Below are 24,287 nucleotides of genomic sequence, written 5' to 3'. Positions count from 1 at the left end.
GAACCTGTCCAATCCTGCGAACGCGGGGGAAGCCGGTGGGTTACGGGTGGTCGAGCACGACGTCGGCGTTGATGTGCTGCTGGTCGAGCACCCCGCTGTAGACGCGGATCCCGCGCAGGTCGCCGTACCAGTAGTCGGAGTCGAGGCCCTGGAAGCGGCCGCGCCCGAGGAAGAGGTCTTCGGTGTCACTGGCGCCGTTCCAGCCCACGACGTTGTCGACGCACTTGGTCGTGAACTGGTAGGCGTCGGTCGTCGCGTACAGGCACGCTCGGTGCGTGACGGCGTCGTACGTTCCGGCGAGGTGGGTCCAGACGTTCGACCCGGCGTCGGCGTCCGGGGTGGCCAGGATGGCCACCGGCGTCGTCGGGGTCGACTCGGCCATCCACATCGCCCAGCTCCAGCGCGGGTGCCAGACTCCGGCGGCGTCCTGGACGCCGCGGTAGCCCAGCAGGTACGGCGAGTAGACCGAGGCGTTCGCGCCGAGCGCGGTCCGGCCGGGTTTGTCGACCCCGCCGGGGTCGGACGGGTCCCGCTGCTTTTCCCTCGCCGCGTCGGCGTCGGTCCACGTGTGCTTGACCCACGCCTCGACGGTGAAGCTGCGGTCGCTGCGGAAGTTCTGCGGCCGCGGGCCCTCGATCTGGGAACCCCACTCGAACGGGAAGCGGGCGACGTTCGCGCCGTTCTCGTCGGTGGTCATCTGGAGGTTGCCCTTCGGGGTGCCCGTCACGCCGCTGACCGAGTCGGTCATCGTGCCGTCGAGCTGGTAGTTCGCCCGCAGCACCGCGGTGTTCGCGAGGCCGGCGACCTCCGCGGCCGGCAGGGCCCGGTCCCAGACCTGGACCTGGTCGATCGAACCGGCGAAGGCGCCGATCTGCCGTCCCGGCTGCTTCGCGATCCCGAACGGGCCGGTGGAGCGCCAGACGGTGCCCGCGGGGATGACGGTTTCCGAGGCCTGCAGGCCGTTCAGGTACAGCCGTTCCTTGCCCGAGACGGTGTCGTACACGCCGGTGACGTGGGTCCACTTGCCGACGTAGGGGGTGATGGACGTCCCCGCCCACCGCCAGTTGCCCGCGTCGCCGACCGCGTCGGTGGTGCTCAGGCCGAACGCGACGTTGTCGGGCGAAGTGCTGAGCATGAACGAGTCGCCCGAGGTGCCTTCCTGCGCCGTGAGCGTGTAGAAGTCGGGCTTGTCGACCTTGAGCCACGCCGAGACGGTGAAGCTCTGCGCGGTGTCGACCACGGGCGACGACGTCGCGGCGTAGCCCTGGCCCTGGTCGACGAGCGCCTGCCCCCGGCCGTGGCCGATCGCGTCCTCGGTGGCGGACTGGCCCGGCGAGTCCGAATACCCGGGGCCGTAGGCGGTGTTCGCCGGGACCAGGGTGCCTTCGGTGCCGGTGGCGTCGTCGGTCGTTCCGTCCACTGTGTACTCGCGGGCCGCGTTGAGGCCGGTGGGGACGCCGTTGGCGCCGTACAGCGTGGTGACTTCGGCCGCGGACAGGGCCCGCCCGAACACCGCCACCTCGTCGATCGCGCCCTTGGTCAGGTAGGTGCGGACGCCGCCCGACTTGGCGCCGCCCAGCACGAGCGGACCGCTCACGTTCGCGGCCGTCGCGGACACTGTCTGCTGGAGGGCGCCGCCGACGTAGAGCGCCGCGGTGTGCGCGGTCGCGTCGTAGACCCCGGCGAGGTGGGTCCAGGTCCCGGTGGCCGGCGTGGTCCCGGAAACGGCCGAGGTGACCGCCGGGTTGGCGACGTCGGCGCCGCTCAGGCTGAACGCCCACTTGCCGGCGAGGTACTGCAGCGAGAACCCGCTGGTCTGGTCCCCGTCCTGGGAGAGCACGGCCCGCTGGCCGGTCAGGTCGGCGGCGTTGACCCAGGCCGACACGGAGAACGACTTCGTGGTGTCGACGACCCGGGCGGGCGTCGCGAAGTAGTCGCCGGTCTGGCCGGACAGCGCCACGGCCTGGCCGAGCTTGCCGGCGGCGTAGTTGCCGGTACCGGCCCCGGCGTAGCGCAGGCCGGCGACCTTCGACCGGCCGTCGCCTTCGAACTGCCAGGACGCGACCGGAGCCGCGGCGTCCTTCACCGTGAACGCGTAGTCGACCCGGTTCGACGGGGTCTTCGCCCGGTTGCACGCCCACGCGCTGAGCACGTGCGGTCCGGAGCTGCCGGGCGCGATCGCCGCGGTGCCGGGGCCGTTGAGGGCCTTCGGCGTCACGGTGCCGGCTTCGGTGCCGTTGCAGCTCGGCGCGGCCGTGTTGTCCAGCCGCCAGACGTAGTGGTCGACCGGGGCCGCGGTGCCGGCCGGGGTGAACGTGAAGTCACCGGCGCGGCCGGGGCCGCCGCCGTAGGCGCCGGCCGGGTAGGTCTGCGACGCCACCGCCGGCGCCGCGGGCGGGGTCAGTTCCACCTCGGCCTCGCACGGCACGGCCCACGAGGTGTCCTTGCCGTCCGTCGAATGGACGTCCCACGAGTAGAGCCCGTCGGCGTTCATCTCGTCCTTGGGCAGGGTCGTGACCGCGTTCCGGTTCGCCGGGTTGGCGTCGCTGACGATGTTGTCCGAGCCGAACTCGCGGCCGTCCCAGGTGTAGTTGCCCGGGCCCTTGCTGACGAGCCCCTTGTAGATGCGGAACCGGGCGTCCAGCCCGTTGCCGTCGGGGTCGGAGACGTTGGCCCGGGTGACGTAGCCGGTGCTCGTCGGGCCGAGGACCGGCCGCGAAGCGCCCTGCACGCAGGGGTACGACTGCGTGCCGTTGAAGATGGCGAGGTTCGCCGGCTGGTTCGGCGGGGAGTTGTAGCTGACCGAGAAGCCGATCTGCGTCGAGTAGCGCTTCCACGTCAGCTGGTCGCCCTCGTCCGGCGAGACGATGCCGAACGTCCACGTCGGCGAGTTGCCGTTGACCGCGGTCGCGATGGTCGAGGTGATGTCGAAGCCGGCGTTCGCCGAGCAGCCGTCGACCGTCGCGACCGTGTTCCACCACGGCGGCCCGCTGTTGAACGCCAAGCCGGGGCTGATCACGCCGGACCAGACGATGTTGTTGGTCCGGCCGCAGGTGCCGGGGTTGGTCAGGCCGAGGTTCAGCTGGGCACCGTAGATCTTCTTGCCGGCGAGCCCGCCCAGGTTCATCTCGACGAACGAGCGGGCGGTGATCAGGTGCGACCCGTTGCAGAGCGACTTCGTGTCGTTCACGTAGCCGGCGCGGAGGTTGTCGTCGCTGTCCCAGACCGCGTCGCCCGGCGACTTGTTCGAGCCGCAGGCGTACTGGACGAGGTAGTGGTTGCGGCCGCAGTTCTGGCAGTAGATGTCGTGCCACGTCGGGTCGACGTAGACCGGGTAGACGGTGTCGGGCGCGGTCAGCAGCTTCCGGTCCGGAGTCAGCGTGAGCTTCGCCTTGGCGGCGAGGTCGACGCCGACCGCGGCCCGGTGCCCGCCCGGCGCCGGCCCGCGGGTGAAGTCGCGGCCGTCCGGGTCGATGCCCGCCGAATCCCACATCGTCGCGGGCGGGGCGGTGAACTTCTCGTCCCCGGCGGTGTTGCGGACGTGCAGCGTGCCGTCGGCGTCCTTCGTGACCGCACCGTTCTGCACCGGCACGCCGAAGCCGAGCGTGGTGACGTTCTCGGCGGCCTCGGGCGTCTTGACGACGACGACCTCGTGCACCGTGTCGAGGTCGACCTCGACCCGCAGGTCGACGCCGGGCAGGACGTCCGGGTAGGTGGCGGTGGCCCCGGTGACGACCGGCTCCGGCAGGGTGCCGGCCCAGTCGAACCCGGCTGTCGTGCCGTCGCGGGTCAGGCGCAGCAGCGGCTGCGCGCCCGCGGTCTTCACCGCGCGCGGCTTGCCGGCCGAGAGCGTGACGCCGGTGGTGGCGGCCTTCGCGGCGAGCACCCCGCCCTGCGGCGCGAGCGTGGAGTCGGGCGTGATCCAGCCGCCGTCCTGCTTGACGCGCACCGGCCGCAGGTGGCGGGTGGTCGTGAAGGTCCCGTCCGGCTCGGCGAACGTCTCGGCGGTCTCAGTGGTCTGGTCCATCACCTGGACGCGCTTGTGCGCCCGGCCGGCGTAGCGGGCCGCGGTCGCCTCGTCGGGCGCGGTGTCCGGCACTTGCGCGGCGGTGTCGGCCACGGCGGCCGCGGGGCGCAAAAAAGCCGTGGCGGGGACGATCCCGAAGGCCACGGCCAACACGAGCAGGACAGCACCGAGTCTGGATCTCAGGCACGACGAAGACACGCGAAGAACCCCCTCTTCGTGCGGCCGGACCACCCCCGGACCGCGCACCCGAAACGATCTCCGATGAAGGGGGTCCCGCACCAGCGGCCGAACGGCTTAATCGGCGCAGGGCCGCCCAAATGCCCAAAAAGGACATACCCGCCGACGACCGCCACGCAGAGTAGAGCGTTGATCTTCGGACGCCGGTCACTGCGCCTTGCGGGCGGCGAGCACGGCGTCGTAAAGCTCCTTTTTGGACACTCCGGCCGCCTCGGCGACCTCCGCCGCCGCCGACTTCAGGCGCTCCCCGGCCTCGACGCGCGAGGTGACTTCCGCCACCAGGTCCGCGACGGAGACCTCGCGCGGCTCCGCCCCGGCGAGCACGACCGTGATCTCTCCCCGGACGCCGTCGGCGGCCCACGAAGCCAGCTCCGCGAGCGTCCCCCGCTTCACCTCTTCGTAGGTCTTCGTCAGCTCGCGGCACACCGCCGCCCGCCGCGAACCCCCCAGAACTCCCGCCGCGTCCGCCAGCAGGGACCCCAGCCGGTGCGGGGACTCGAAGAACACCGCCGTCCGCGGCTCGTCGCGCAGGGCCGAAAGCCACTTCGCCCGCTCGCCCGGCTTGCGCGGCGCGAACCCCTCGAAACAGAACCGGTCGCACGGCAGCCCGGACAACGCGAGCGCCGTCGTCGCCGCGGACGGCCCCGGCAGGCACGTCACCGGCAGGTCCTCCGCGACGCAGGCCGCCACCAGGCGGAAGCCCGGATCGGACACGCTCGGCATCCCGGCGTCGGTCACCAGGACCACCGACTCCCCCGCGTGCAACGCCGCCAGCAGCTTGGGCAGGCGCGCCGACTCGACGTCCTCGTAGAAGCTCACCACCCGGCCGCGCGGGGTCACCTCCAGCGCGGCGGCCAGCGACCGCAGCCGCCGGGTGTCCTCGGCCGCGATGACGTCGGCTTCCGCCAGCGCCGACGCCAGGCGCGGGGAAGCGTCGCGGACGTCGCCGAGCGGGGTGGCGGCGAGGATCAGGCGGCCGGAAGTCACCCGGCCAGCCTAGGCTGATCAGCGGATCCGCCACGACGGACGCCCCCTCCCGCCCGTAGGATCGCCCCGTGACCGCCGTGCTGACCCGTCCCGACGACGAAAGCGTCCGGCCGGACCCGGTCGAGGCGCTCCGGCCGCCCACCGACCGCGAACTGACCCTGCTCGGCCGAGGCATGCCGACCGACCGGCTGCGCGGCTGGGTCGTCACCCTCGTGCTGACGCTGATCGGCGGCGTCGTCCGCCTGCAGAACCTCGGCGACCCGACCGACAAGGGCAGCCCGGTCTTCGACGAGAAGCACTACGTGCCGCAGGCGTGGCAGATGCTGCGCAACGGCGGTTACGAGGACAACTACGGGTACGAACTGGTCGTCCACCCGCCGCTGGCGAAGCAGCTGATCGCGATCGGCGAATGGCTGTTCGGCTACAACGGCTGGGGCTGGCGGATCATGCCCGCGCTGGCCGGCACGCTGCTGGTGCTGCTGGTCATCCGCGTCGCCCGCCGCCTGACGCGTTCGACGCTGCTCGGTGGCATCGCCGGCATCCTGGTGATCAGCGACGGCGTGCTGCACCTGCAATCGCGCATGGGCATGCTCGACATCTTCATCGCCCTGTTCGTGTTCGCGGCGTTCGCCTGTGTGCTCGTCGACCGCGACCAGGTGCGCGAGCGGCTGGCCACGGCGGTCCGCGAAGGCTGGGTGAACGAGTCCGTCTGGGGGCCCAGGCTGGGCTTCCGCTGGTGGCGGTTCGCGACCGGGCTGATGATCGGGCTGACCTTCGGCGTCAAGTGGTCGGCGCTGTACTACATCGTCGCGTTCGGGCTGCTCACCGTGTTCTTCGACGTCGCCGCCCGCCGCGCGGCCGGCGTCGAACGGCCCTGGCTGGGCACGCTCCGCCGGGACGTGCTGCCGGCGCTGTGGGCGATCCTGGTCATCCCGTTCCTGATGTACTTCGCCGCGTACTGGGCCTGGTTCGCCAGCGAAACCGCCACCGACCGGCACTACACCGAGATCAAGGACATCGCGCCGGGCTTCTGGTCGTGGATGCCGCCGGCACTGCGCTCGCTCGGCGACTACACGGCGAACGTCCTGCACTTCCACGAAACGCTGGTCACGCCCAAGGACAACCCGCACCCGTGGGAGTCGAAGCCGTGGACGTGGCCGATGGGCCTGCGCCCGATGCTGTACAGCTACAACGGCGAGGTCACCGGCTGCGGCGAGGCCCGCTGCATCAGCGCGACGATGCTGATCGGCACGCCGGCGATGTGGTGGCTGGCGATTCCGATGCTCGGCTGGGCGGCCTGGCGCTCGATCTTCCGCGCGGACTGGCGCTACGCCGCCGTGCTGGTCGGCTACCTCGGCGGGTACGTCTTCTGGTTCACCAACATCGACCGGCAGATGTACTTCTTCTACGCGACCCCGCTGGCGGCGTTCCTGGTGCTCGGGCTGACGCTGTGCCTGGGCCAGATCCTGGGCAGCGCCCGGCGCGGGTTCGAAAGACGCGGGACCGGCCTGCTCGTCGTGTCGCTGTACGTCGGGCTGGTGGTGGCGAACTTCGCCTGGCTGTGGCCGATCCTGAACGGCATCGCGATCACGAACGGCCAGTGGGAGGCCGAGCGCTGGCTCCCCTCCTGGCGCTAGTCACCCCGGGCCCCAAGCGCCCCAATGTGGCCTTCGGTGCGTCAGACGCAACCAAGGCCGCCTTCGGTGCGTCACACGCAACCAAGGCCGCCTTGGGGCGCTTGAGGCGGAGCTGGGTCAGCCCGCGAAGTAGGCCCCCGGCGTGACTCCGACGGCCCGCTTGAAGGCCGCGACGAACGCGCTCGCCGAGCTGTACCCCACGCGGTGCGCCACCGTCTCGATCGGTGCGCCCTGGGCCAGCAGCGGCAGGGCCGCACGCAGCCGCACCTGCGTGCGCCACGTCCCGAACGGCATCCGGCAGTCCCGGACGAAGATCCGCGCGAGCGTCCGCTCCGCCGCGCCGACGTCCCGGCCGAACTCGGCCAGCGTGCGCGGGTCCGCCGGGTTCGCCAGGACCGCCCGCTCGACGTCGCGGGCGCGCGGGTCGGACGGCGACGGCACGACGATCGGCACGACATCGAGGGGTTCGAGCAGGTCGAAGGCCACGGCCTCGGCGCGCAGCCGGGCGGCGGGCGCGACGCTGTCGCCGGTCAGGTATTCCAGCAGCTCCCGCAGCAGCGGCCGGACGGCCACCATCCGCGGTTGCGGCCACGACACCGGCGAACGCGCCGGGTCGGCGTAGATGCCGCGCAGCTGCGCCCGCCCCAGCGCGCCCGTGCGGTGGCGGACGCCGGCCGGCACCCAGAGGGCCCGGGTCGGCGGCAGCACCCAGCCGGCGTCGCCCGCCTTGACCGCGACGACGCCGCGGGCCGACCAGACCAGCTGGTGCGCCGGGTGCTCGTGCCAGGGGAACCAGGTGCCGGCGGGCAGGTCGAACGCGCCGAGGAGCATGGCTTGGCCGTTTCGCGACATCACTTGACAGCGTATCGGCTACCGGTCACCCGCGTGCCCCCATAGCTTCGGACGCATGCCGATGAACCTGATCCACCGCAAGATCTGCAGCTCGGACAAGTGGGCCGCGACGGTCGAGGAGCGCCTGACGCCGTGGCTGGCGAAACGAGACCTCGGTGACGACGTCCTCGAGATCGGCCCCGGCTTCGGCGCCACCACGAACGTGCTGCTCAAGGCGGTTCCGAAGCTGACGGTCCTGGAGATCGACCACGCGTCCACCGAGCTGCTGCGGGCGAAGTACGGCGACCGCGCGGAGGTCGTCGAGGGCAGCGGCGCGGAGATGCCGTTCGACTCCGGGCGCTTCTCCACCGTCGTGTGCTTCACGATGCTGCACCACGTGCCGACGGCGTCGCTGCAGGACGCGATCTTCGCCGAGGCCGCGCGGGTCCTGCGCCCGGGCGGCACGTACTGCGGCAGCGACGGCCAGCTGAACCTCAGGTTCCGCCTGCTGCACATCGGCGACACGATGAACGTCATCGACCCGGCGACGTTCCCCGCGCGACTCGAGCAGGCCGGGTTCGCGCAGGTCGACGTCCAGGTGGCGCCGAAGCAGCTGCTGTCCTTCTCGGCCGTGAAGCCCGGTTAGCGGCGGGGCAGCTGGCTCCCCGGCTGGCGCGGCACCACCCGCGTCACCGGGCCGTCGGCCGACTTGCCCGCCCGGGACAGCCAGCCCTCGACCTCGCGCCGGACCGCGTTCAGCGTCGGACGCCGGCGCGGCTCCGGGTCCAGCGAAGCCGCCAGCAGCCGCGCGTGCGCGCTGCGCTGCGGCAGCCGCGACACCGGCTCGGCCCGGGCCGCCGCCATCAGCGCCGCCATCGGGGTCTCGCGCGTTCCTCGCGGGGGCTGGCCGGACAGCGCGTAGCTGATCGTCGCCGCCAGCTGCCACGCGTCGGACGCCGGGGACGCCAGGGCGCCCATCGCCTGCTCCGGCGCCACGAAGTCGGGCGTGCCGATCATCATCCCGGTGGCCGTCATCTTGGAATCGCCCTGGCTGCGGGCGATGCCGAAGTCGATCAGGTGGGCCAGGCCGCTCGGGTCGAGGACGATGTTCGACGGCTTGATGTCGCGGTGCAGGACGCCCTTCTCGTGCGCCGCCGCCAGCGCGCCCGCCATGGTCGCCCACAGGCGGCCCGCGGCGACGTCGTCCAGCGGTCCCTGCCCGTCGACCAGCTCGGCCAGCGGACGGCCCTCGAGGTACTCCATCACCAGTGCGAGGCCGTCCGGCTCCTCGGCCAGGTCGTACACCTTGACGCAGTTCGGGTGGCTGACCACGGCGAGCGCGCGGGCCTCGCGCTGCATGCGCTCGGCCGTGTCGCGGTCGGGCGCGTGCGCGATCTTCAGCGCGACCGTGCGGTTCAGCTGCGTGTCGACGGCCTGCCAGACCGTGCCGAACCCGCCCGCGCCGAGCTGCCTGACGCGGCGGTAGCGGCTGCCGCCGGCGTTGCGGGAGCCGGGCGGCGGCGGGATCGGGCCCGGGGCCGCGGCCAGCATGCCGCCCGGCGGGGACGGCGGCTCGGGCGCCGACGCCAGCGCCGTCTTCGGGTACGGCCGGTTGACCGGGGGCGGCGGCGGGGGCGGCGGGGTCGGACGCGGCTGGACCTGCGACGGCGGCGGGCCCTGCGGCTCGAGCTCGCGGCGCGGCGGCGGCGTGTCCGACCGGTCCGACCGGTTGATCACCGACCACGGCGGCGGGCCGACCATCGCGACCGGGATCAGGCCCAGCACGCTGAACGGCAGGAAACCGAGCCAGAAGTGCAGCGCGGTGTTCGCCTCCATGCCGACGCTGAACACGAGCATCGCGGCGAACGGGATCCAGAAGAGCCGCGACGGCCACTTCGGACCGCGGCGGAAGGCCGTGCGGCCCTGCAGCATGACGAAGAACAGCGAGCCGGCGCCCAGGACGACGAACGCCAGCAGGTAGACGAAGAACGGGATCTCCTTGCCGTGCTGCGAGGAGAACACGTCGAAGACGGTCTGGCCGCCGCCCAGGTACTCCCGCTGGTTGTCCACCCAGCAGCCGCCGGAACCGTTCAGCGTCGCGAGCTCCGACGCGGACAGCCCGGTCTTCTCCTTGGCGTACGCCGCACGGTAGACGCCGGAGACGCCGTTGGAGAGCAGCCACGGCATGACCAGCGCGCTGAACAGGCCGATCGCCGCGAAGACGCCCAGCGTCGTGGCGTCGTAGCGGTTGCCGGTGCCCTTCCGGATGATCGACACGGCGACCGCGCCGATCGGCGGGAGCAGCGCGACCAGCGCGCCGGCCGCACTCGTGGCCCAGACCCATTCGCCGGGGCAGAAGCCCGGGCCGAACAAGGAATGGGCTAGCGAGAGCAACGCGCTCGCGAGTCCGTTCACCGCCGGGCTCCCCTCACTGTCTGTGTCCAGTTCGTGCCGTCACGCGGCGTTTCCCCGCGGTCCAGCTTAGGACGCTCCCGGGCTCGGTGAGGTTGCCGGGTCTTTCCGCCGGGAATCCGGCGCGCCCGCCGCTCCCGCGCCATGATGGGGATCGGCGGAACGTCCGACGCGAAGGAGCGGAGCATGGGCGCGTACTCCGAAGCCTACCGGCGCAGCCTGGCCGAGCGGGACGCGTTCTGGCTGGCCGCGGCCCGGTCGATCAGCTGGACCAGAGCGCCCCAGCGGGCCTTGGACGACACCCGCCCGCCGTTCTACCGCTGGTTTCCGGACGCCGAACTCAACACCTCCTACAACGCGCTGGACCGGCACGTCGAGGCCGGTCGCGGCGGCCAGGCCGCACTGATCTGGGACTCGCCCGTGACCGGGCAAGCTCGCACCTACACCTACGAGGAGCTGCGGGACACCGTCGCGCGCTTCGCCGGGGCGCTCGGTTCGCTGGGGGTCACCAAGGGTGACCGGGTGATCGTCTACCTGCCGATGGTGCCGGAGGCCGCGATCGCCATGCTGGCCTGCGCGCGGATCGGGGCCGTGCACTCGGTGGTCTTCGGCGGGTTCGCGCCGAAGGAGCTGGCGGCGCGGATCGAGGACGCGAAACCCAAGGTCATCCTGGCCGCCTCCGGCGGCATCGAGCCGACGCGGGTGGTCGAGTACCAGCCGATCATCGAGGCCGCGCTGGGGATGACCGAGCACCAGCCGGACCACGTCGTCATGCTGCAGCGCGAGCAGGCGCCGGCCACGGCAGGCCGCCACTTCGACTGGCGCGAGCTGGCGGCGGGCGCCGACCCGGCCGACCCGGTGCCGGTCGCGGCGACCGACCCGCTGTACATCCTCTACACGTCCGGGACCACCGGGAAGCCCAAAGGCGTCGTCCGGGACACCGGCGGCCACGCCGTCGCACTCGCCTATTCGATGGAGGCCGTCTACGACGTCCACGCCGGCGACGTCTGGTGGACCGCGTCCGACGTCGGCTGGGTCGTCGGGCACTCCTACATCGTGTACGCGCCGCTGCTGGTCGGCGCGACCACGGTCATGTACGAGGGCAAGCCCGTCGGCACGCCGGACGCGGGCGCGTTCTGGCGGGTCATCGCCGAGCACGGCGTCCAGGCGCTGTTCACCGCGCCGACGGCGCTGCGGGCCGTCAAGAAGGTCGACCCGGACGCGCGCGAGCTGGCGAAGTACGACCTGAAGGAGTTCCGGACGCTGTTCATGGCCGGCGAGCGGCTCGACCCCGAGACCTACCACTGGGCGCACGAGAAGCTCGGCGTCCCGGTCGTCGACCACTGGTGGCAGACCGAGACCGGCTGGCCGATCGCCGCCAACCCGCGCGGCCTGGAGCCGATGGCCGTCAAGGCGGGGTCGGCGACCAAGCCGGTCCCCGGCTGGGACGTCCGCATCCTCGACCAGGCCGGCGAGGAGCTGCCGGCCGGGCGCGAAGGCGCCATCACCGTGAAGCTGCCATTGCCGCCGGGATCGCTCCCGACGCTCTGGGGCGACGACGAGCGGTACCGCGAGGCCTACCTCTCGCGCTACGAAGGCCACTACCTGACCGGCGACTCCGGCTACTTCGACGAAGACGGCTACCTGTTCGTCATGGGCCGGACCGACGACGTCATCAACGTCGCCGGGCACCGGCTGTCCACCGGGTCGATGGAGGCCGTGCTGGCCGCGCACCCGGCGGTGGCCGAGTGCGCCGTGATCGGGGTGGCCGACCAGCTCAAGGGGCAGCTGCCGCGCGGGTTCGTGGTGCTGAAGGCCGGTGCGGACGTCGACGCCGGCCGGCTGCGCGACGAACTCGTGACGATGGTGCGCCGGGACATCGGCCCGGTCGCCGCGTTCCGCGATGTGTCTATTGTGGACGCACTGCCGAAGACGCGGTCGGGGAAGATCCTCCGCAAGACGATGCGCGCGATCGCCGACGGCCGCGACGAGGCGGTGCCCTCGACGATCGAGGACCCCAGCGTCCTGGAGGCGATCCGGGCGGCCCTCCGCGGCTGACCGCCGACCCTTTGTTAAGAGTTGTTCCAAATGCGGCGGCTGGTCTGTACCTTTGGAGGGAGTTCCCGACCGGAGGTGCCTCGATGCGCTTGTCCAGAGCCGTCCTGACCACGGCTGTCGTGAGTCTCGCGGCGGTCGCCGTGCCCGCTTCCGCGGTGGCGGCGCCGGCCGTTCCCGAACGCAGCGTGACCGACGTCGTCCCGGCGCCCGTCTCGGCGAAAGCCGACCCGCGCGGCGACTTCCGGCTCACGCCGTTCACCGTGATCGCGGCCGACCGCGGCGCGGGCCAGGTCGCGGACTACCTGCGCGGCCTGCTCCGCCCGGCCACCGGCTACCCGCTGCCGGTCGTCCCGCACGCCGTGGGCCTGCCGGCCATCGCGCTGAAGCTGGGGCACGACCCGCGGATCGGCACCGAGGGTTACGAGCTGAAGGTCGCGCGCGACGGCGTCACGGTCAAGGCGAACACCGCGGACGGGCTGTTCGACGGCGTCCAGTCGCTGCGGCAGCTGCTGCCGTCGGCGATCGAGGCGCACCGCGTGCAGCACCGGACGTGGACCGTCGCCGGCGGCACGATCCTCGACTACCCCCGGTTCGCCGAGCGCGGCGCGATGCTCGACGTCGCCCGGCACTTCTTCCGGCCCGACCAGGTGAAGCTGTACATCGACCAGATCGCCCAGTACAAGGTCAACACGCTGCACCTGCACCTGGCCGACGACCAGGGCTGGCGCATCGAGATCAAGAGCTGGCCGAAGCTGGCGACCGTCGGCGGCAGGACCGCGGTCGACGGCGACCCGGGCGGCTACTACACGCAGGCGCAGTACCGGGACATCGTCGCGTACGCGGCGTCGCGGCACATCACGGTGATCCCGGAGATCGACATGCCGGGCCACACGAACGCGGCCCAGTCGACGTACGCGGAACTGAACTGCGACGGCAAGGCCGTCCCGGTCCGCACGGACACCGAGGTCGGCTACAGCTCGCTGTGCATCTCCTCGCCGGTCACGTACAAGTTCGTCGAGGACGTCGTGCGCGAGCTGGCGGCCATCACCCCCGGCCCGTACCTGCACATCGGCGGCGACGAAGCCCACTCGACGCCGCCCGCGGACTACATCGCCTTCGAGCAGAAGGTGCAGCCGATCGTGGCCAAGTACGGCAAGAAGGTGACCGGCTGGCACGAGATCGCGAAGTCGAACCCGCCGGCGTCGGCGGTCCCGCAGTACTGGGACTTCGGCGGCGACAACCCGAGTGTCGCGGCGGCCGCGGCGCGCGGCAGCAAGATCCTGATGTCGCCGGCGAACTACGCGTACCTGGACATGAAGTACAACCCGGAAACGCCGCTCGGCCAGGACTGGGCCGCGCTGGTCGAGGTCCGCGACGGCTACGACTGGGATCCCGCGTCGCTGGTGACCGGCGTCGGCGAGAGCCAGGTCGCGGGCGTCGAAGCGCCGCTGTGGACGGAGACGATCCGGACCAGCGACGACATCGAGTACATGGCGTTCCCGCGCCTGCCGGGCATCGCGGAGATCGGCTGGTCCCCGAAGTCGACGCACGACTGGGCGGCTTACCGGCTCCGGCTGGCGAAGCAGGCGCCGCGCTGGGTGCTGCAGGGGATCGACTTCTACCGCTCCCCGCAGGTGGACTGGAAGTAGCGTCAGCCGGCCAGGCGGGCGTGGATCGCCCGCCTGGCCAGGGCGTACGCCTGCGTTCCGCCGTTGAGGACCGCGTCGGCGTTGGCCGCGCGGCCCAGTGCGTGGAGCTCGAACGCCAGGACTTCCGGGTCGGCGGCCACGTGCCCCATGGCGACCGCCTCGCGGGCCGTCGCCCGGACGAACTCGGCGAACGCGCCGCTCGCGGAAGCCACCGCGTCGTGGACCCGGCCGGGCCGCGCGTCGAACTCCGCGCCGACGTTGAAGAAGAAACAGCCGCCCGGGAAGACCCGCCGTTCCGAGTAGTCCAGCCACTTCTCGCACACCGCACGCAGCCGCGGCAGCCCCGGCGGCACCTCGAGCGCGGGCGTGACGACGTGCGAACGGAAGATCGCCAAGGCGGCGTCGATCGTCGCGAGCTGCAGTTCCTCCTTGGAGCCGAACAGCGCGAACACGCCGCTCTTGCTCAGCTCCAGCTCCGTCGCCAGCCTGCCGAGGGAAAGCCCCGCCAGTCCGTCGACGGACGCGACGTCCACCGCCCGGCGCAGCACCAGGCGCCGGGTCGCGTCGCCGCGGGCGAGGCGGCCGTCAACCGGCACGCCGGGCCCGCCAGCGGTCCACAGTGGACTGGACGCCGGCGCTCCACGACTTCGACAGGGCCGGCGTGGCGAGGACGCGGTCGGCGAAGTCCAGCGCCGCTTCGACCCGCTCCTCCGGCAGCTGCCCGTAGTTCGCGAAGGACACGACGTAGACCTCGGCGATCGTCGGCCCGTCCGCGCGTTCCACCAGCTCGACCGCACCCGACGTCGGTACCGTGCCCGGCCGCAGGACGCGCAGGTACCAGCCGCTGCGCCCGCTGTCGATCATCAGCGGCGTGACGTCCTTGCGGCCGGTCTTCATGGCGAGCTTGAAGCAGGGCGACCGCGGCTGCGAGACCTGCACGAGCGCGTCACCCCAGGCCCAGACGTCCCCGATCCGGACGTCGTCCTCGGTGACCCCGCTCAGCGAGACGTTCTCCCCGAAATCGGCCACCGCGGCCTCGAAGCCGTCCTCGCGCCAAGCCGGGTAGTGCTCGGCGGGGTAGACGTAAACCGCTTTGTCGACCCCGCCGTGCACGGTCAGGTCGGCCTGCCGGTCGCCGTCGAGGTTCAGCTCGGTCAGGGTCAGCTCCGGCGCGGTGACCCGGGCTTTCGTGATCGCGCTGAGCACCTGCCGGTTCCGCCGGTGCCCCAGGACGCTGGGTTCCCCCACGTACACGCCGTCGACGTTCATCAGCCGAAGGTAGCACGACCGTTCGTATAGTTCGCCGTCGTCACGGCTCGAGGTCGGTCACCCCCCGCCCGCTCGCCAGGTCGAACGGCACGGACGCCTGGTCGTGGACGATCACCCAGCCGTCGCCGAGGTGCCGGAAGACGAAGGTGACCCGGACCCACATGCCGGCCACGGCCGCCCCGGTCGGCAGCGTGCCGCTGACCCGGCCGAAGCCGTGGCCGACGGCCAGGCCGGCGCTCACCGTGACGGTCAGGTCGCGCAGCTCGTAGTCCACCTTCTCGAAGAGGGTGAACACCTTCGCCCAGTTCTCCAGCTTCGCGTCGACCCCGACGTGCTGCAACGGCGGCTCGACGTCGAAGGACACGACGTCCGGCGCGTAGACCCCGCGCAGCGCCTCCGGATCCTTGGCGCGCAGGGCTTCGACGACCTCGTCGAGCCGGCTCCTGACCGCCGCCTCCGCCTCACCGGCCCGCAACGGCGCCAAGGCGGTGCTCCAGGCGACGACGTGGTCGAGCAGGGTGTCCAGCGCGGCGAACTGGTGCGCACCCGGCGCGAAGACGCCGTCCTCGAATTCCGTCGTCAGGGGCAGCGTCACCTGCGGGGCCACGTCGGCCAGCTGCAGGGCACCGCAGACCAGCCGCAGCTGCTCGACCGACCGGGCGCCACCGGCCCCGCCGTAGGAGACGAACCCGGCCGCCTTGGTGTTCCACTCGACGTAGACGTGGTCCAGGGCGTTCTTGAGCACCCCGGGAACCGAGTGGTTGTACTCCGGCGTGACGAAGACGAACCCGTCGCACGAGGCGACGACGGCGGCGAAGGCCCGGGTGCGCTCGTCCAGGTACCGGCCCGAAAAGCCCGGCGGCTGCTCGAGGTGGGGCAGCGGGTGGTCGCGCAGGTCGAGCACGGCGAACTCGGCGTCACCCCGGCGCGCGGCCCGCTCGTGCACCCATCGGGCCACCTGGTCCCCCACGCGGCCCGGGCGGGTGCTGCCGAGCACGATGGCGATCTTCATGGTCGTTCTCCCCTGTTCGGTGGGCTTCGACCGGTATGACGAAGCGGGGCACCGGTTTGTCAGGGGCCCGGGGTGAACCCGAAGTAGACACCGTCTACATCAGTTTGATAGACAGTGTCCGCAAGGTGAACCACGGGTTACGGAGACCGGATGAGCTACCACCGTTTCGTCGTCCTCGGCGACAGCTGCGCCGAAGGCCTCGACGACCCGTACCCGGACCGGCGGCGCTACCGCGGCTGGGCGGACTTCGTCGCCGCGCGGCTGGCGGAGGACCAGCCGGGCTTCCGCTACGCGAACCTCGCGGTCCGCGGGCGGCGGCTCGACCAGATCGTGCCCGAGCAGGTCCCGGCGGCCACGCGGCTGGCTCCCGACCTGATCGCCCTCTTCGGCGGCGGCAACGACGTCATGAGCCGCGGCTGGGACGCGCGCACGGTGGCCCGGCGGGTCGACGCCGCCATCCGCGCGTGCACCGAGATCGCGCCCGTGGTCGTCACGTTCACGCTCAGCGACGTCTCCCACCGGATGCCGCTGGGCAGCCGGATGCGGCCGCGGATCGTCGCGCTCAACGAAGCCGTCCGGGAAGCGGCCGTCAGCTACGGCGCCCGGCTCATCGACCTGTGGCCGGACCAGGCCGTCACCGATTCGCGCTACTTCGGTCCCGACCGGCTGCACCTGTCCGCCCACGGCCACCGCCGGCTCGCCGCCTACGTGCTCGCCCGGCTCGGCCTGGACCACGACCCCGCCTGGCTCGCGCCGCTGCCCGGCTCCGCGGCGCCCGGCAGCCGGCGCGCCGACCTGCAGTGGCTGGTCCGGGAGGTCCTGCCGGTGGCGGTGACGCGCACGCGCAACCGGCTGATCGGCCGCCAGCCCGGCGACGGCTTCCTCCCCAAGCGCCCGGACCTGCTCCCGGTGGCACTGGACGAGGCGTGGGCACCCGGCATCGCCTGATCACGACGGCGTCGGAGCTGCTCGCCAGCGAGGGCGTCGGCGCGGTCACGCTGCGCGGAATCGCCAAGGCGGCCGGCGTTTCGCACGGCGCGCCGCTGCGGCACTTCTCGGGCCGGGCCGAGCTGTTGTCCGCCGTCGCGACCCGCGGCTACGCCGACCTGCTCGCCCGCCGCGAGACGCTGCCGGGCACCTCACCGCGGGAGCGGCTCACCGCGGCCTGCCACAGCTACCTCGACTTCGCACTGACCAACCCGGCGATGTTCGAGCTGATGTTCCGCCGCGACCTGGTCGACCCGGACGACCCGGCGCTCTCGGCCGCGGCGAGCGCGGTGTTCGACACGTTCGCCGTGCTGGTGGCGGCCGTGCCGACGCCGGTCGCGCGGTCCGGCGCCGACCTGCGGCTGGTCGCGGCATCGTTGTGGGCGGCCCTGCACGGCCTCGCCCAGCTGTGGCTGTGGGGCGGCTTGGCGGACGCGAGCTTCGCACCGTCCCCCGAAGCGGCGTTGGCGGTCACGCTCGACGCCTACCTCGACACGCCGACCCGGTCCACACGCCCGAACACCTGATCGAATACCCTCTCGGGCATGACCGAGTCAGACCCGCAGCTCGAGCGCATCCGCAAGCTGCTGGCGAAGGCCGAAGACCCGGCGGTCACCGAGGCGGAAGCCGAGGCGTACAACCAGAAGGCCGCCGAACTCGTCGCGCGGTACGGCATCGACCAGGCGATGCTCGCCGCGTCCGGGGCGAGCGCCGACGAGCTCGGCACGCTGAAGATCCCGATGAACGACCCGTACAGCCGCGACAAGGCGAGCCTGCTCACCTCGGTCGCGTACCCGCTGCGCTGCCGGACGCTGCTGCACCGCCTCGGCCAGAAGGTCGAGAGCGTCACGGTGTTCGGGTTCCGCTCCGACCTCGGCCGGGTGGAGCTGCTGTTCACCAGCCTCCTGCTGCAGGCGAGCACGCAGCTGACCCGCGTCCGGCCGGACGGCTTCTTCCCGGGCGAGTCCCTGGCCGCGTACCGCCGCACGTGGCTGCACGGGTTCGCCCGCGCGGTCCACGAACGGCTTTCCCACGCCGAGCAGGAAGCGGTCCGCACGGCGGTCCCGGGCGAACGATCGGCGGAACTGGTGGTCCGCGACCGCGCGCAGCTGGTCCAGCACGCATTCGACTCGGAGTACGGCGACCTGCGCGCTGCCTCCCCCCGCCGGCTGTCCGGCAGCGGCTATCTCGACGGCCACGACGCGGGCACCCGCGCCAACCTCGACCCGGCCGCGATCACCCGGCGCCGGAAAGCCCTGCGCTGACCCCTCCGAAGCACCCGAAGTGATCTCGGGGATCACCCCGATGGCCTCGTCGCCGTCCACCTGCTAACTTTTGTTGGCATGTGGACGACGGGCGACGAGCTCCTGCGGCAGCTGGGCGCCCTCGGCAACCCGCACCGGCTGCGGATCGTCGCGGCCCTGCACGCCGAACGCACCTACGTCAGCAAGCTGGCCCGCGAGCTGCGGATCAGCCGTGCGCTGCTGCAGGTGCACCTGCGCAAACTCGAAGCCGCCGGGCTGGTCACCGCCAGCTTCGAGGTCGGCGAAGACGGCAAGACGCTGCGGTTCTACGAGCTCACCCCGTTCTCCGTCGCGCTGACGCCGGAGGCGATCGCGGCCGCCGTACCGACGCTCACCACACCGGAGTCCGTCCAGGGGGACGGCGAGGAGGGACGGACATGAACTGGCACCAGTGGCAGGAGATCATCGGCGTGGCCGGGGTCTTCGTCCTGATCACCGTCGTGCTGTCGATCGCGATCGTGCAGCTGGCCTCGACCTGGCGCGCCAAGGCGGCACTCACCCGCGAGAGCGAATACCGCGTGCTGGCCGAGAAAGCCGTCCGGACGCAGGAAGAAACCGAGCGACAGCTCAAGGACGTCCAGGACCGCCTGCGGTCCATCGAACACGTGCTCAAGGAGGTCGACTGACCGACGACCCTGGACCGCCGAGCGGCAACTCGGCGGCCCAGGAGGAAGAAGCAACCACCTCGCCCGAGGGCGAGTTCTCCTCGGATCACTCCTTCAGAAAAGGACCTTAGTTCATGCTGCCTGCAGGCACCCCGGCTCACCGGCGGGTGCCGGTGACCGAACGCGTCACGAACTGGTCGCTGCGGCACCGCGCCGCCGCGATCCTCGGCTGGCTGGCGCTCGTCGCGCTGGCCTGGGCCGTCGGCGCGTTCGTCCCCGGCACCGACGCGCGGTCGAGCCCCGCCGGCGACGCCGGCACCGGCCAAGCCGTCCTCGACCGCCAGTCCACCCGCGAACCCTTCTGGGAGAACGTCCTCGTCCAGCCCCGGTCCCGCCCGGCCGCCGCCGACCTCGTCACCACGTTGACGACGTCGGGCGCGGCCGCGGACATCCGCTCCCAGGTCTCCGCCGACCGCCGGTCGGAACTGGTCACCTTCCGGATCACCGGCAGCGGCGCCGAAATCCGGGCCCGCCTCGCGACGGCGACCGCGGCCGTCGACGCGGTCGCCGCCCGGCACCCCGGTGTCCGGCTCGCGCAGGCCGGCGACCTCAGCGTGGCCGGCGCGGTGGACAAGAGCATCAAGGACGACATCGGGCGGTCGGAAGCCCGTTCGCTCCCCATCACCGTGCTGATCCTGCTGGTCGTGTTCGGCTCGCTGGTCGCGGCCGCGGTCCCGGTCCTGCTCGCGGGCACCGCGGTGTTCGCGACGTTCGGCTTCCTGTCCGTTGTGGACGACTGGATCCCGGTCAACAGCGCGACTTCCGCGATCACGCTGCTGATCGGCATGGCGGTCGGCGTCGATTACTCGCTGTTCTTCCTCCGCCGCGCCCGGGAGGAACGCGCCCACGGCGTCGAGGAGTCGATCCGCATCGCCGCGCGGACGTCGGGGCACGTGATCGTCGTGTCCGGGCTGACCGTCGTGCTGTGCGTGACCGGCCTGCTGTGCACCGGCCTGGACAACCTCCGCGGCCTGACCGTGGGCACGGTCCTCGTCGTCGGGCTGGCCGTGCTGGCCGCGGTGACGGTGCTGCCCGCGACGCTCTCGCTGCTCGGCTCCCGCGTCGACCGCGGCCGGATCCCGTGGCTGGGCCGGCGCCGGACCCGCTCGCGGTTCTGGGCCGGCGTGGCCACCGTCGTCACCCGGCGGCCCGCGCTCTGGAGCGGAGCCGCCACTGCGCTGCTGGTGCTGCTGACGGTGCCCGCGCTGGGCATGCGGCTGCAGGACCCGGCGCCGACCGAGAGCCTGCCGCGCAGCATCCCGGTGATCGACGCGGCCGCGCGCGTCCAGGAAGCGTTTCCCGGGATCACCATGCCCGCGCACGTCGTCCTCTGGAACACCCGCGGCGGCCCGGTCGACACGCCGGCGCTGCGCCGGGCGATCGGGGAACTCACCGCCCAGGTCCCGCAGCCCGCCTGCGTCGTTCCGGTGGACCAGGCACTGGTCGTCCGGATCCCGCTCGGCGGCACCGGCAACGACGAAGCGGCCAGCCGCACGCTCACGGCGTTGCGCGAAACGCTGCTGCCGCGGACGGTCGGGCGGGTCGACGGGGTCGGCTACGCGGTGGCGGGCCGGACCGCGGAAGCGCACGACTTCACCACGCAGGTGCTCGCCCGGGCGCCGTACACGTTCGGGTTCATCCTGCTGCTGGCGTTCGTCCTGCTGCTCGTGGTGTTCCGCTCGGTCGCGGTGCCGGTCGTGTCCATCCTGCTCAACCTGCTGTCGGCCGGCGCGGCCTACGGCGTGCTCACCCTCGTGTTCCAGGGCGGCTTTTTCGCGCCACTGCTGGGTTTCACGCCCTACGGCGGCGTGCTGGGCTGGCTGCCGCTGTTCCTCTTCGTGCTGCTGTTCGGCCTCAGCACCGACTACCACGTGTTCATCCTCAGCCGGATCCGCGAACGGCGCCGGCCGGGGGTGCCCGCCCGGCAGGCGATCGTCGAGGGCACCGCGAGCAGTTCCGGCGTGGTGACGAGCGCCGCGCTGATCATGACCGGCGTGTTCAGCGTCTTCCTGAGCCTCGCCGCGATCGAGTACAAGATGCTCGGTCTCGGGATGGCGTTCGCGATCCTGCTCGACGCGACGATCGTCCGCGGCGTGCTGCTGCCCGCCGCACTGGCCCTGCTCGGCGACCGGCTTTGGCGCCGCGAAGCTGTAGAAGACCTTAAGACTCCGTCCAGAACTCTTCACTTGTCCTGACAGATCTTTCTGGGCACCGTTGATCGCATGAACGGTGGACGGGGCGCTTCGGCCCGCATGGTGGTCCTGGCCCTGCTGTGGGGCTCGGGCTTCCTCTGGATCAAGCTGGCCCTGACCGGGCTGAGCCCCGTCCACCTCACCCTCGTCCGGTGCGCCCTCGGCGCGCTGACGCTGCTGGGCCTGGCGTTCGCGGCCCGGCAGCGGCTGCCACGGGACCGCGGTACCTGGGCGCGGCTGGTCGTCGCCGCGTTCTTCTGCAACGCGCTGCCGTTCGCGTTGTTCGGCATCGGGGAACGCACAGTCGATTCCGGTGTCGCCGGCGTCATGAACGCCACCACTCCGTTGTGGTCGCTGCTGATCGGCGTCGCGCTCGGGACGGAACGACGGCTGAACCGCGCGCGGCTGCTGGGGCTGCCCCTCGGGTTCGCCGGCATCGTGGTGATCTTCGCGCCGTGGCAGCAGGCGGGACTGCTGAGCGCGGGTGCGCTGGCCCTGCTCGGCGCCGGCCTCAGCTACGCGATCGCATTCGCCTACATGGCCCGGAAACTGCCGCCCGACGGTGCTCCGCTCGCGCTCTCGGCCGCGCAGCTGATGACCGCCACCGCGTTGACCGCCCTCGCGCTGCCGGTCGCGTCCACGGCACCGCAGCTGACGCTCACCGCCGTCGTCGCGGTGACGATCCTGGGCGTGTTCGGCACCGGGATCACCTTCTACCTCAACTACCGGCTCATCGCCGACGAAGGCCCGACGGCCGCGGCGACGGTCGGCTACCTGCTGCCCGTGGTGTCGGTGGCCCTCGGGGCGATCTTCCTGAGCGAACCGCTGACGCCCCGGGTCGTCGGCGGCATGGCGGTCGTGCTGGTCGCCGTCGGCCTGACCCGGTGGCCGCCTCAGGCGCCGGCGAACTGCGCGGCGAGTTCGGCCGGCGGCCTGGCCACGCCGAAGTAGTCGCCGGTCGCCAGGTCGGCGCCCGCCGTGCGCCACCAGTCCGCCTGGTCCTCGGTGTGGATCCCGTCGACGACGAGCGTCGCGCCGACCTGCCGGACCAGCGGCACCAGCGCGCTGAGGAACGTCGAATCCGACCACGCCTGCCATTCGGCGAGCCGCTGGTGGACGCGCACGATGTCGACCGGGAGGTCCTCGATCGCCCGCAGGTCGTCGGGGCCCAGCCCGAACTCGTCGAGCATGACGTGCACGCCGAGGTCGGCCAGCGCGGTGACGTTCTCGATCACGCCGGACACCGGGAGCGCCCCGGCCGGGACGCCGACCAGCAGCTGATCGGGCGGCAGGCCGGTGTCCCGCAGCAGCCGCGTGACACGCGTGCCGAGCGCGTCGTCCGACACCTGGTGCCCGGTCAGGCCGGCGACCACCGGGAGGCCGAAACCCACGCGCTGCCGCCACCATTCGCCCTGCCGGCTCGCGGCGCGCAGCAGCCAGTCGCCGAGCGGCAGCATGAGCCCGGTCGGCTCGGCGAGTTCCACGCAGCACTCGTGCGAAAGCGCGGTGTCGTCCGGCCGGTTCCAGTGCAGGCGCGCCTCGACGCCGGCGACTTCGCCGTCGGCCAGCCGGGCCATCGGCCGGTAGCGCACGCCGATTTCGCCGTGCTCCCAGGCACCGGCCATGCCGACGGCCACCGCCTGCGTCCGCCGGTCGTGGGCGTCGGCCTCGCGGTCGAACATCTTCCACTGGCCGCACCGCCGCGCCTTGGCACGCCGCAGCGTCTGGTCGGCCTGGCGCAGCAGCTCCAGCGGGTCGATGCCCTTCGCGGGCCGGTGCACGACCCCGGCGCTGGCCGACAGGGCGAGCCCGTGGCCGTCGACGAAGAACGGCTCGGCGAGCTCGTCGTTGATCGCGCGCACGATGGTGTCGATGTCGGGCGTCGACTCGGTGTTCTCGACGAGGATGCCGAACTCGTCGCTGTGGAACCGCGCGATCATCGCGTTCTCGCGGGCCATCACCGCCTTGAGCCGCTGCGCGAAGTGCACCAGCAGCTGTTCGCCGACCCGGCGGCCGAGGCTGTTGCACACCATGCCGAACGCGTCGAGGTCGACGTGGAACAGCGTGACACCGTACGCCGGGTCGGCGCGCCGCAGCGCCGTCTCCAAGTGGGTGCCGAAATACTGGCGGTTCGGCAGGCCGGTGAGGACGTCGTGCAGGGCCTGGCGGCTCAGCTCGCCCTGCAGCAGCATGAGCTCGGTGCCGTCCTCGATCACGACGACGAAGTGCGCGGGCCGGTCCTCGGCGTCGCGCAGCAGCGACGCGGTGAGCGAGATGCGGACGACGTCGCCGTCCTTGCGCAGCAGCCGCTCCGACTGCCGGATCCGCTCCTTGCCGCCGTCCAGGAGCGCCGTCATCGCGGCCCGGAGGACTTCGACGGACTCGGGGTGGACGACGTCGTAGAGCACCGAGCCGGCCAGCTCGCCGACCGGGTGCCCGAGCATGTCGGCCAGCGCCGCGTTGGCCCGCACGATCCGGCCGTCGAGGGCGACGACCGCGATCCCGCTCGCGGACGACGCCACCACCTCTTCGAAGCGCGCTTCGCTCTGCTTGAGGTTCCACTGCGCGTCCCGCACCGCCTTGAGCAGCGACAGGTGCATGATCTCCTGCTGGTCGAGGACGCTGCGCTCGTGCGCGAGCAGGAAGCCGCAGGAGAGCGCGCCCAGTGCGGCGACGATCCGGTCCGCGGCGCCCGCCACCACCTGGAGTTCGGGCAGCGCGGGCAGGCCCTTGCCGAGCACTTCGAGCGTGCACCGCAGCCCGGGCTCGCCGACGTAGCCGAGCGCCACCAGCCGCGCGCCGATCCGCTCGGCCGGGGCCAGGTCCGGGGACGCGCGGTGCAGGGTTTCGCAGAGCTCGTCGAGCAGGCCCCGGAGCTCCACGTCGAGCTCGTCCCGGCTCAGCGACACGACGGTCACGCCGCTGAGCAGGTACGCCCATTTCCGGGCGAGCACGCTCCGGCCGCGGCGCGCACCGGGTGCGGCGGGCTGGTCCGGCTCGGAATCGACCATCGGCATGGG

General features: G+C 72.2%; 19 protein-coding genes. 11 read left to right on the top strand and 8 right to left on the bottom strand.

Going from position 1 to position 24,287, the window contains the following annotated elements; all coding sequences use genetic code 11:
• Positions 1-40: 40 nt before the first annotated feature.
• Positions 41-4,180, bottom strand: coding sequence for a LamG-like jellyroll fold domain-containing protein (locus tag ACLJOU_RS08305; protein ID WP_410564601.1), 4,140 nt, complete (start codon positions 4,178-4,180; stop codon positions 41-43).
• A gap of 231 nt (positions 4,181-4,411) precedes the next feature.
• Positions 4,412-5,251 (bottom strand): 16S rRNA (cytidine(1402)-2'-O)-methyltransferase, encoded by an 840-nt coding sequence (gene rsmI, locus ACLJOU_RS08300; protein WP_410564600.1) that lies wholly within the window; start codon positions 5,249-5,251, stop codon positions 4,412-4,414.
• 68 nt (positions 5,252-5,319) lie between these two features.
• Between rsmI and ACLJOU_RS08295 the strand changes: the two genes are divergently transcribed.
• The gene (locus ACLJOU_RS08295) at positions 5,320-6,888 is read left to right on the top strand and encodes a dolichyl-phosphate-mannose--protein mannosyltransferase (RefSeq protein WP_410564598.1); all 1,569 of its coding nucleotides are present in this window, start codon (positions 5,320-5,322) and stop codon (positions 6,886-6,888) included.
• 117 nt (positions 6,889-7,005) lie between these two features.
• Here the strand turns inward: ACLJOU_RS08295 and ACLJOU_RS08290 are convergent, their stop codons facing one another.
• Positions 7,006-7,719 (bottom strand): AraC family transcriptional regulator, encoded by a 714-nt coding sequence (locus ACLJOU_RS08290; protein WP_410564799.1) that lies wholly within the window; start codon positions 7,717-7,719, stop codon positions 7,006-7,008.
• Positions 7,720-7,795: 76 nt separating this feature from the next.
• Here ACLJOU_RS08290 and ACLJOU_RS08285 point away from each other — a divergent pair, with 76 nt between their 5' ends.
• On the top strand, positions 7,796-8,365 hold the full coding sequence (locus tag ACLJOU_RS08285) for a class I SAM-dependent methyltransferase (protein ID WP_410564596.1): 570 nt from the start codon (positions 7,796-7,798) through the stop codon (positions 8,363-8,365).
• On the opposite strand, the gene ACLJOU_RS08280 is transcribed toward ACLJOU_RS08285, so the two are convergent.
• Complete coding sequence (locus tag ACLJOU_RS08280; RefSeq protein ID WP_410564594.1) at positions 8,362-10,134, bottom strand: serine/threonine-protein kinase; 1,773 nt, start codon at positions 10,132-10,134, stop codon at positions 8,362-8,364. The genes ACLJOU_RS08285 and ACLJOU_RS08280 overlap by 4 nt on opposite strands.
• Positions 10,135-10,317: 183 nt before the next feature.
• On the opposite strand from ACLJOU_RS08280, the gene ACLJOU_RS08275 reads away from it, so the two are divergent.
• Both ACLJOU_RS08275 and ACLJOU_RS08270 read left to right on the top strand, forming a co-directional pair.
• Positions 10,318-12,189, top strand: a complete 1,872-nt coding sequence (locus tag ACLJOU_RS08275) for a propionyl-CoA synthetase (RefSeq protein WP_410564592.1) — start codon at positions 10,318-10,320, stop codon at positions 12,187-12,189.
• Between the two features lie 83 nt (positions 12,190-12,272).
• Positions 12,273-13,838 carry a beta-N-acetylhexosaminidase gene (locus ACLJOU_RS08270; protein WP_410564590.1) on the top strand — a complete coding sequence of 522 codons (1,566 nt, stop codon included), beginning with the start codon at positions 12,273-12,275 and terminating at the stop codon, positions 13,836-13,838.
• A 2-nt stretch (positions 13,839-13,840) separates the two neighbouring features.
• Here the strand turns inward: ACLJOU_RS08270 and ACLJOU_RS08265 are convergent, their stop codons facing one another.
• From ACLJOU_RS08265 to ACLJOU_RS08255, 3 genes are read right to left on the bottom strand one after another with little or no spacing between them, the layout of a single operon-like run.
• Positions 13,841-14,434 carry a TetR/AcrR family transcriptional regulator gene (locus tag ACLJOU_RS08265; protein ID WP_410564588.1) on the bottom strand — a complete coding sequence of 198 codons (594 nt, stop codon included), beginning with the start codon at positions 14,432-14,434 and terminating at the stop codon, positions 13,841-13,843.
• The gene (locus ACLJOU_RS08260; RefSeq protein WP_410564586.1) at positions 14,424-15,107 is read right to left on the bottom strand and encodes an MOSC domain-containing protein; all 684 of its coding nucleotides are present in this window, start codon (positions 15,105-15,107) and stop codon (positions 14,424-14,426) included. Before ACLJOU_RS08260 ends, ACLJOU_RS08265 begins: the two co-directional genes overlap by 11 nt.
• A gap of 40 nt (positions 15,108-15,147) precedes the next feature.
• Entirely contained in the window at positions 15,148-16,119 is a 972-nt protein-coding gene (locus ACLJOU_RS08255; protein ID WP_410564585.1) for an NAD(P)H-dependent oxidoreductase, read from the bottom strand.
• 150 nt (positions 16,120-16,269) lie between these two features.
• Here ACLJOU_RS08255 and ACLJOU_RS08250 point away from each other — a divergent pair, with 150 nt between their 5' ends.
• The 7 genes from ACLJOU_RS08250 to ACLJOU_RS08220 all read left to right on the top strand — a co-directional run bounded on the left by ACLJOU_RS08250 (position 16,270) and on the right by ACLJOU_RS08220 (position 22,218).
• Positions 16,270-17,067, top strand: a complete 798-nt coding sequence (locus ACLJOU_RS08250; RefSeq protein ID WP_410564584.1) for an SGNH/GDSL hydrolase family protein — start codon at positions 16,270-16,272, stop codon at positions 17,065-17,067.
• Positions 17,046-17,633 carry a TetR/AcrR family transcriptional regulator gene (locus ACLJOU_RS08245; protein WP_410564582.1) on the top strand — a complete coding sequence of 196 codons (588 nt, stop codon included), beginning with the start codon at positions 17,046-17,048 and terminating at the stop codon, positions 17,631-17,633. The genes ACLJOU_RS08250 and ACLJOU_RS08245 overlap by 22 nt, the downstream gene beginning before the upstream one ends.
• Before the next feature lie 18 nt (positions 17,634-17,651).
• Complete coding sequence (locus ACLJOU_RS08240; protein ID WP_410564581.1) at positions 17,652-18,371, top strand: DUF2786 domain-containing protein; 720 nt, start codon at positions 17,652-17,654, stop codon at positions 18,369-18,371.
• Between the two features lie 78 nt (positions 18,372-18,449).
• Positions 18,450-18,791, top strand: coding sequence for an ArsR/SmtB family transcription factor (locus ACLJOU_RS08235; protein WP_410564580.1), 342 nt, complete (start codon positions 18,450-18,452; stop codon positions 18,789-18,791).
• Positions 18,788-19,036: a hypothetical protein gene (locus ACLJOU_RS08230; protein WP_410564579.1), complete on the top strand. Its 249-nt coding sequence runs from the start codon at positions 18,788-18,790 to the stop codon at positions 19,034-19,036. Before ACLJOU_RS08235 ends, ACLJOU_RS08230 begins: the two co-directional genes overlap by 4 nt.
• Before the next feature lie 113 nt (positions 19,037-19,149).
• Positions 19,150-21,270 carry an MMPL family transporter gene (locus ACLJOU_RS08225; protein ID WP_410564577.1) on the top strand — a complete coding sequence of 707 codons (2,121 nt, stop codon included), beginning with the start codon at positions 19,150-19,152 and terminating at the stop codon, positions 21,268-21,270.
• A 27-nt stretch (positions 21,271-21,297) separates the two neighbouring features.
• The gene (locus tag ACLJOU_RS08220; protein ID WP_410564576.1) at positions 21,298-22,218 is read left to right on the top strand and encodes a DMT family transporter; all 921 of its coding nucleotides are present in this window, start codon (positions 21,298-21,300) and stop codon (positions 22,216-22,218) included.
• On the opposite strand, the gene ACLJOU_RS08215 is transcribed toward ACLJOU_RS08220, so the two are convergent.
• On the bottom strand, positions 22,161-24,284 hold the full coding sequence (locus ACLJOU_RS08215) for a putative bifunctional diguanylate cyclase/phosphodiesterase (protein WP_410564574.1): 2,124 nt from the start codon (positions 24,282-24,284) through the stop codon (positions 22,161-22,163). The two genes, ACLJOU_RS08220 and ACLJOU_RS08215, sit on opposite strands and share 58 nt — an antisense overlap.
• Between the last annotated feature and the right edge of the window lie 3 nt (positions 24,285-24,287).

The sequence above is a fragment of the Amycolatopsis sp. cmx-4-61 genome, assembly GCF_046548775.1.
Classification (GTDB): domain Bacteria; phylum Actinomycetota; class Actinomycetes; order Mycobacteriales; family Pseudonocardiaceae; genus Amycolatopsis.
The sequence above is the reverse complement of the archived record's forward strand: the minus strand, read 5'-3'. Positions and strand labels throughout refer to the sequence as shown.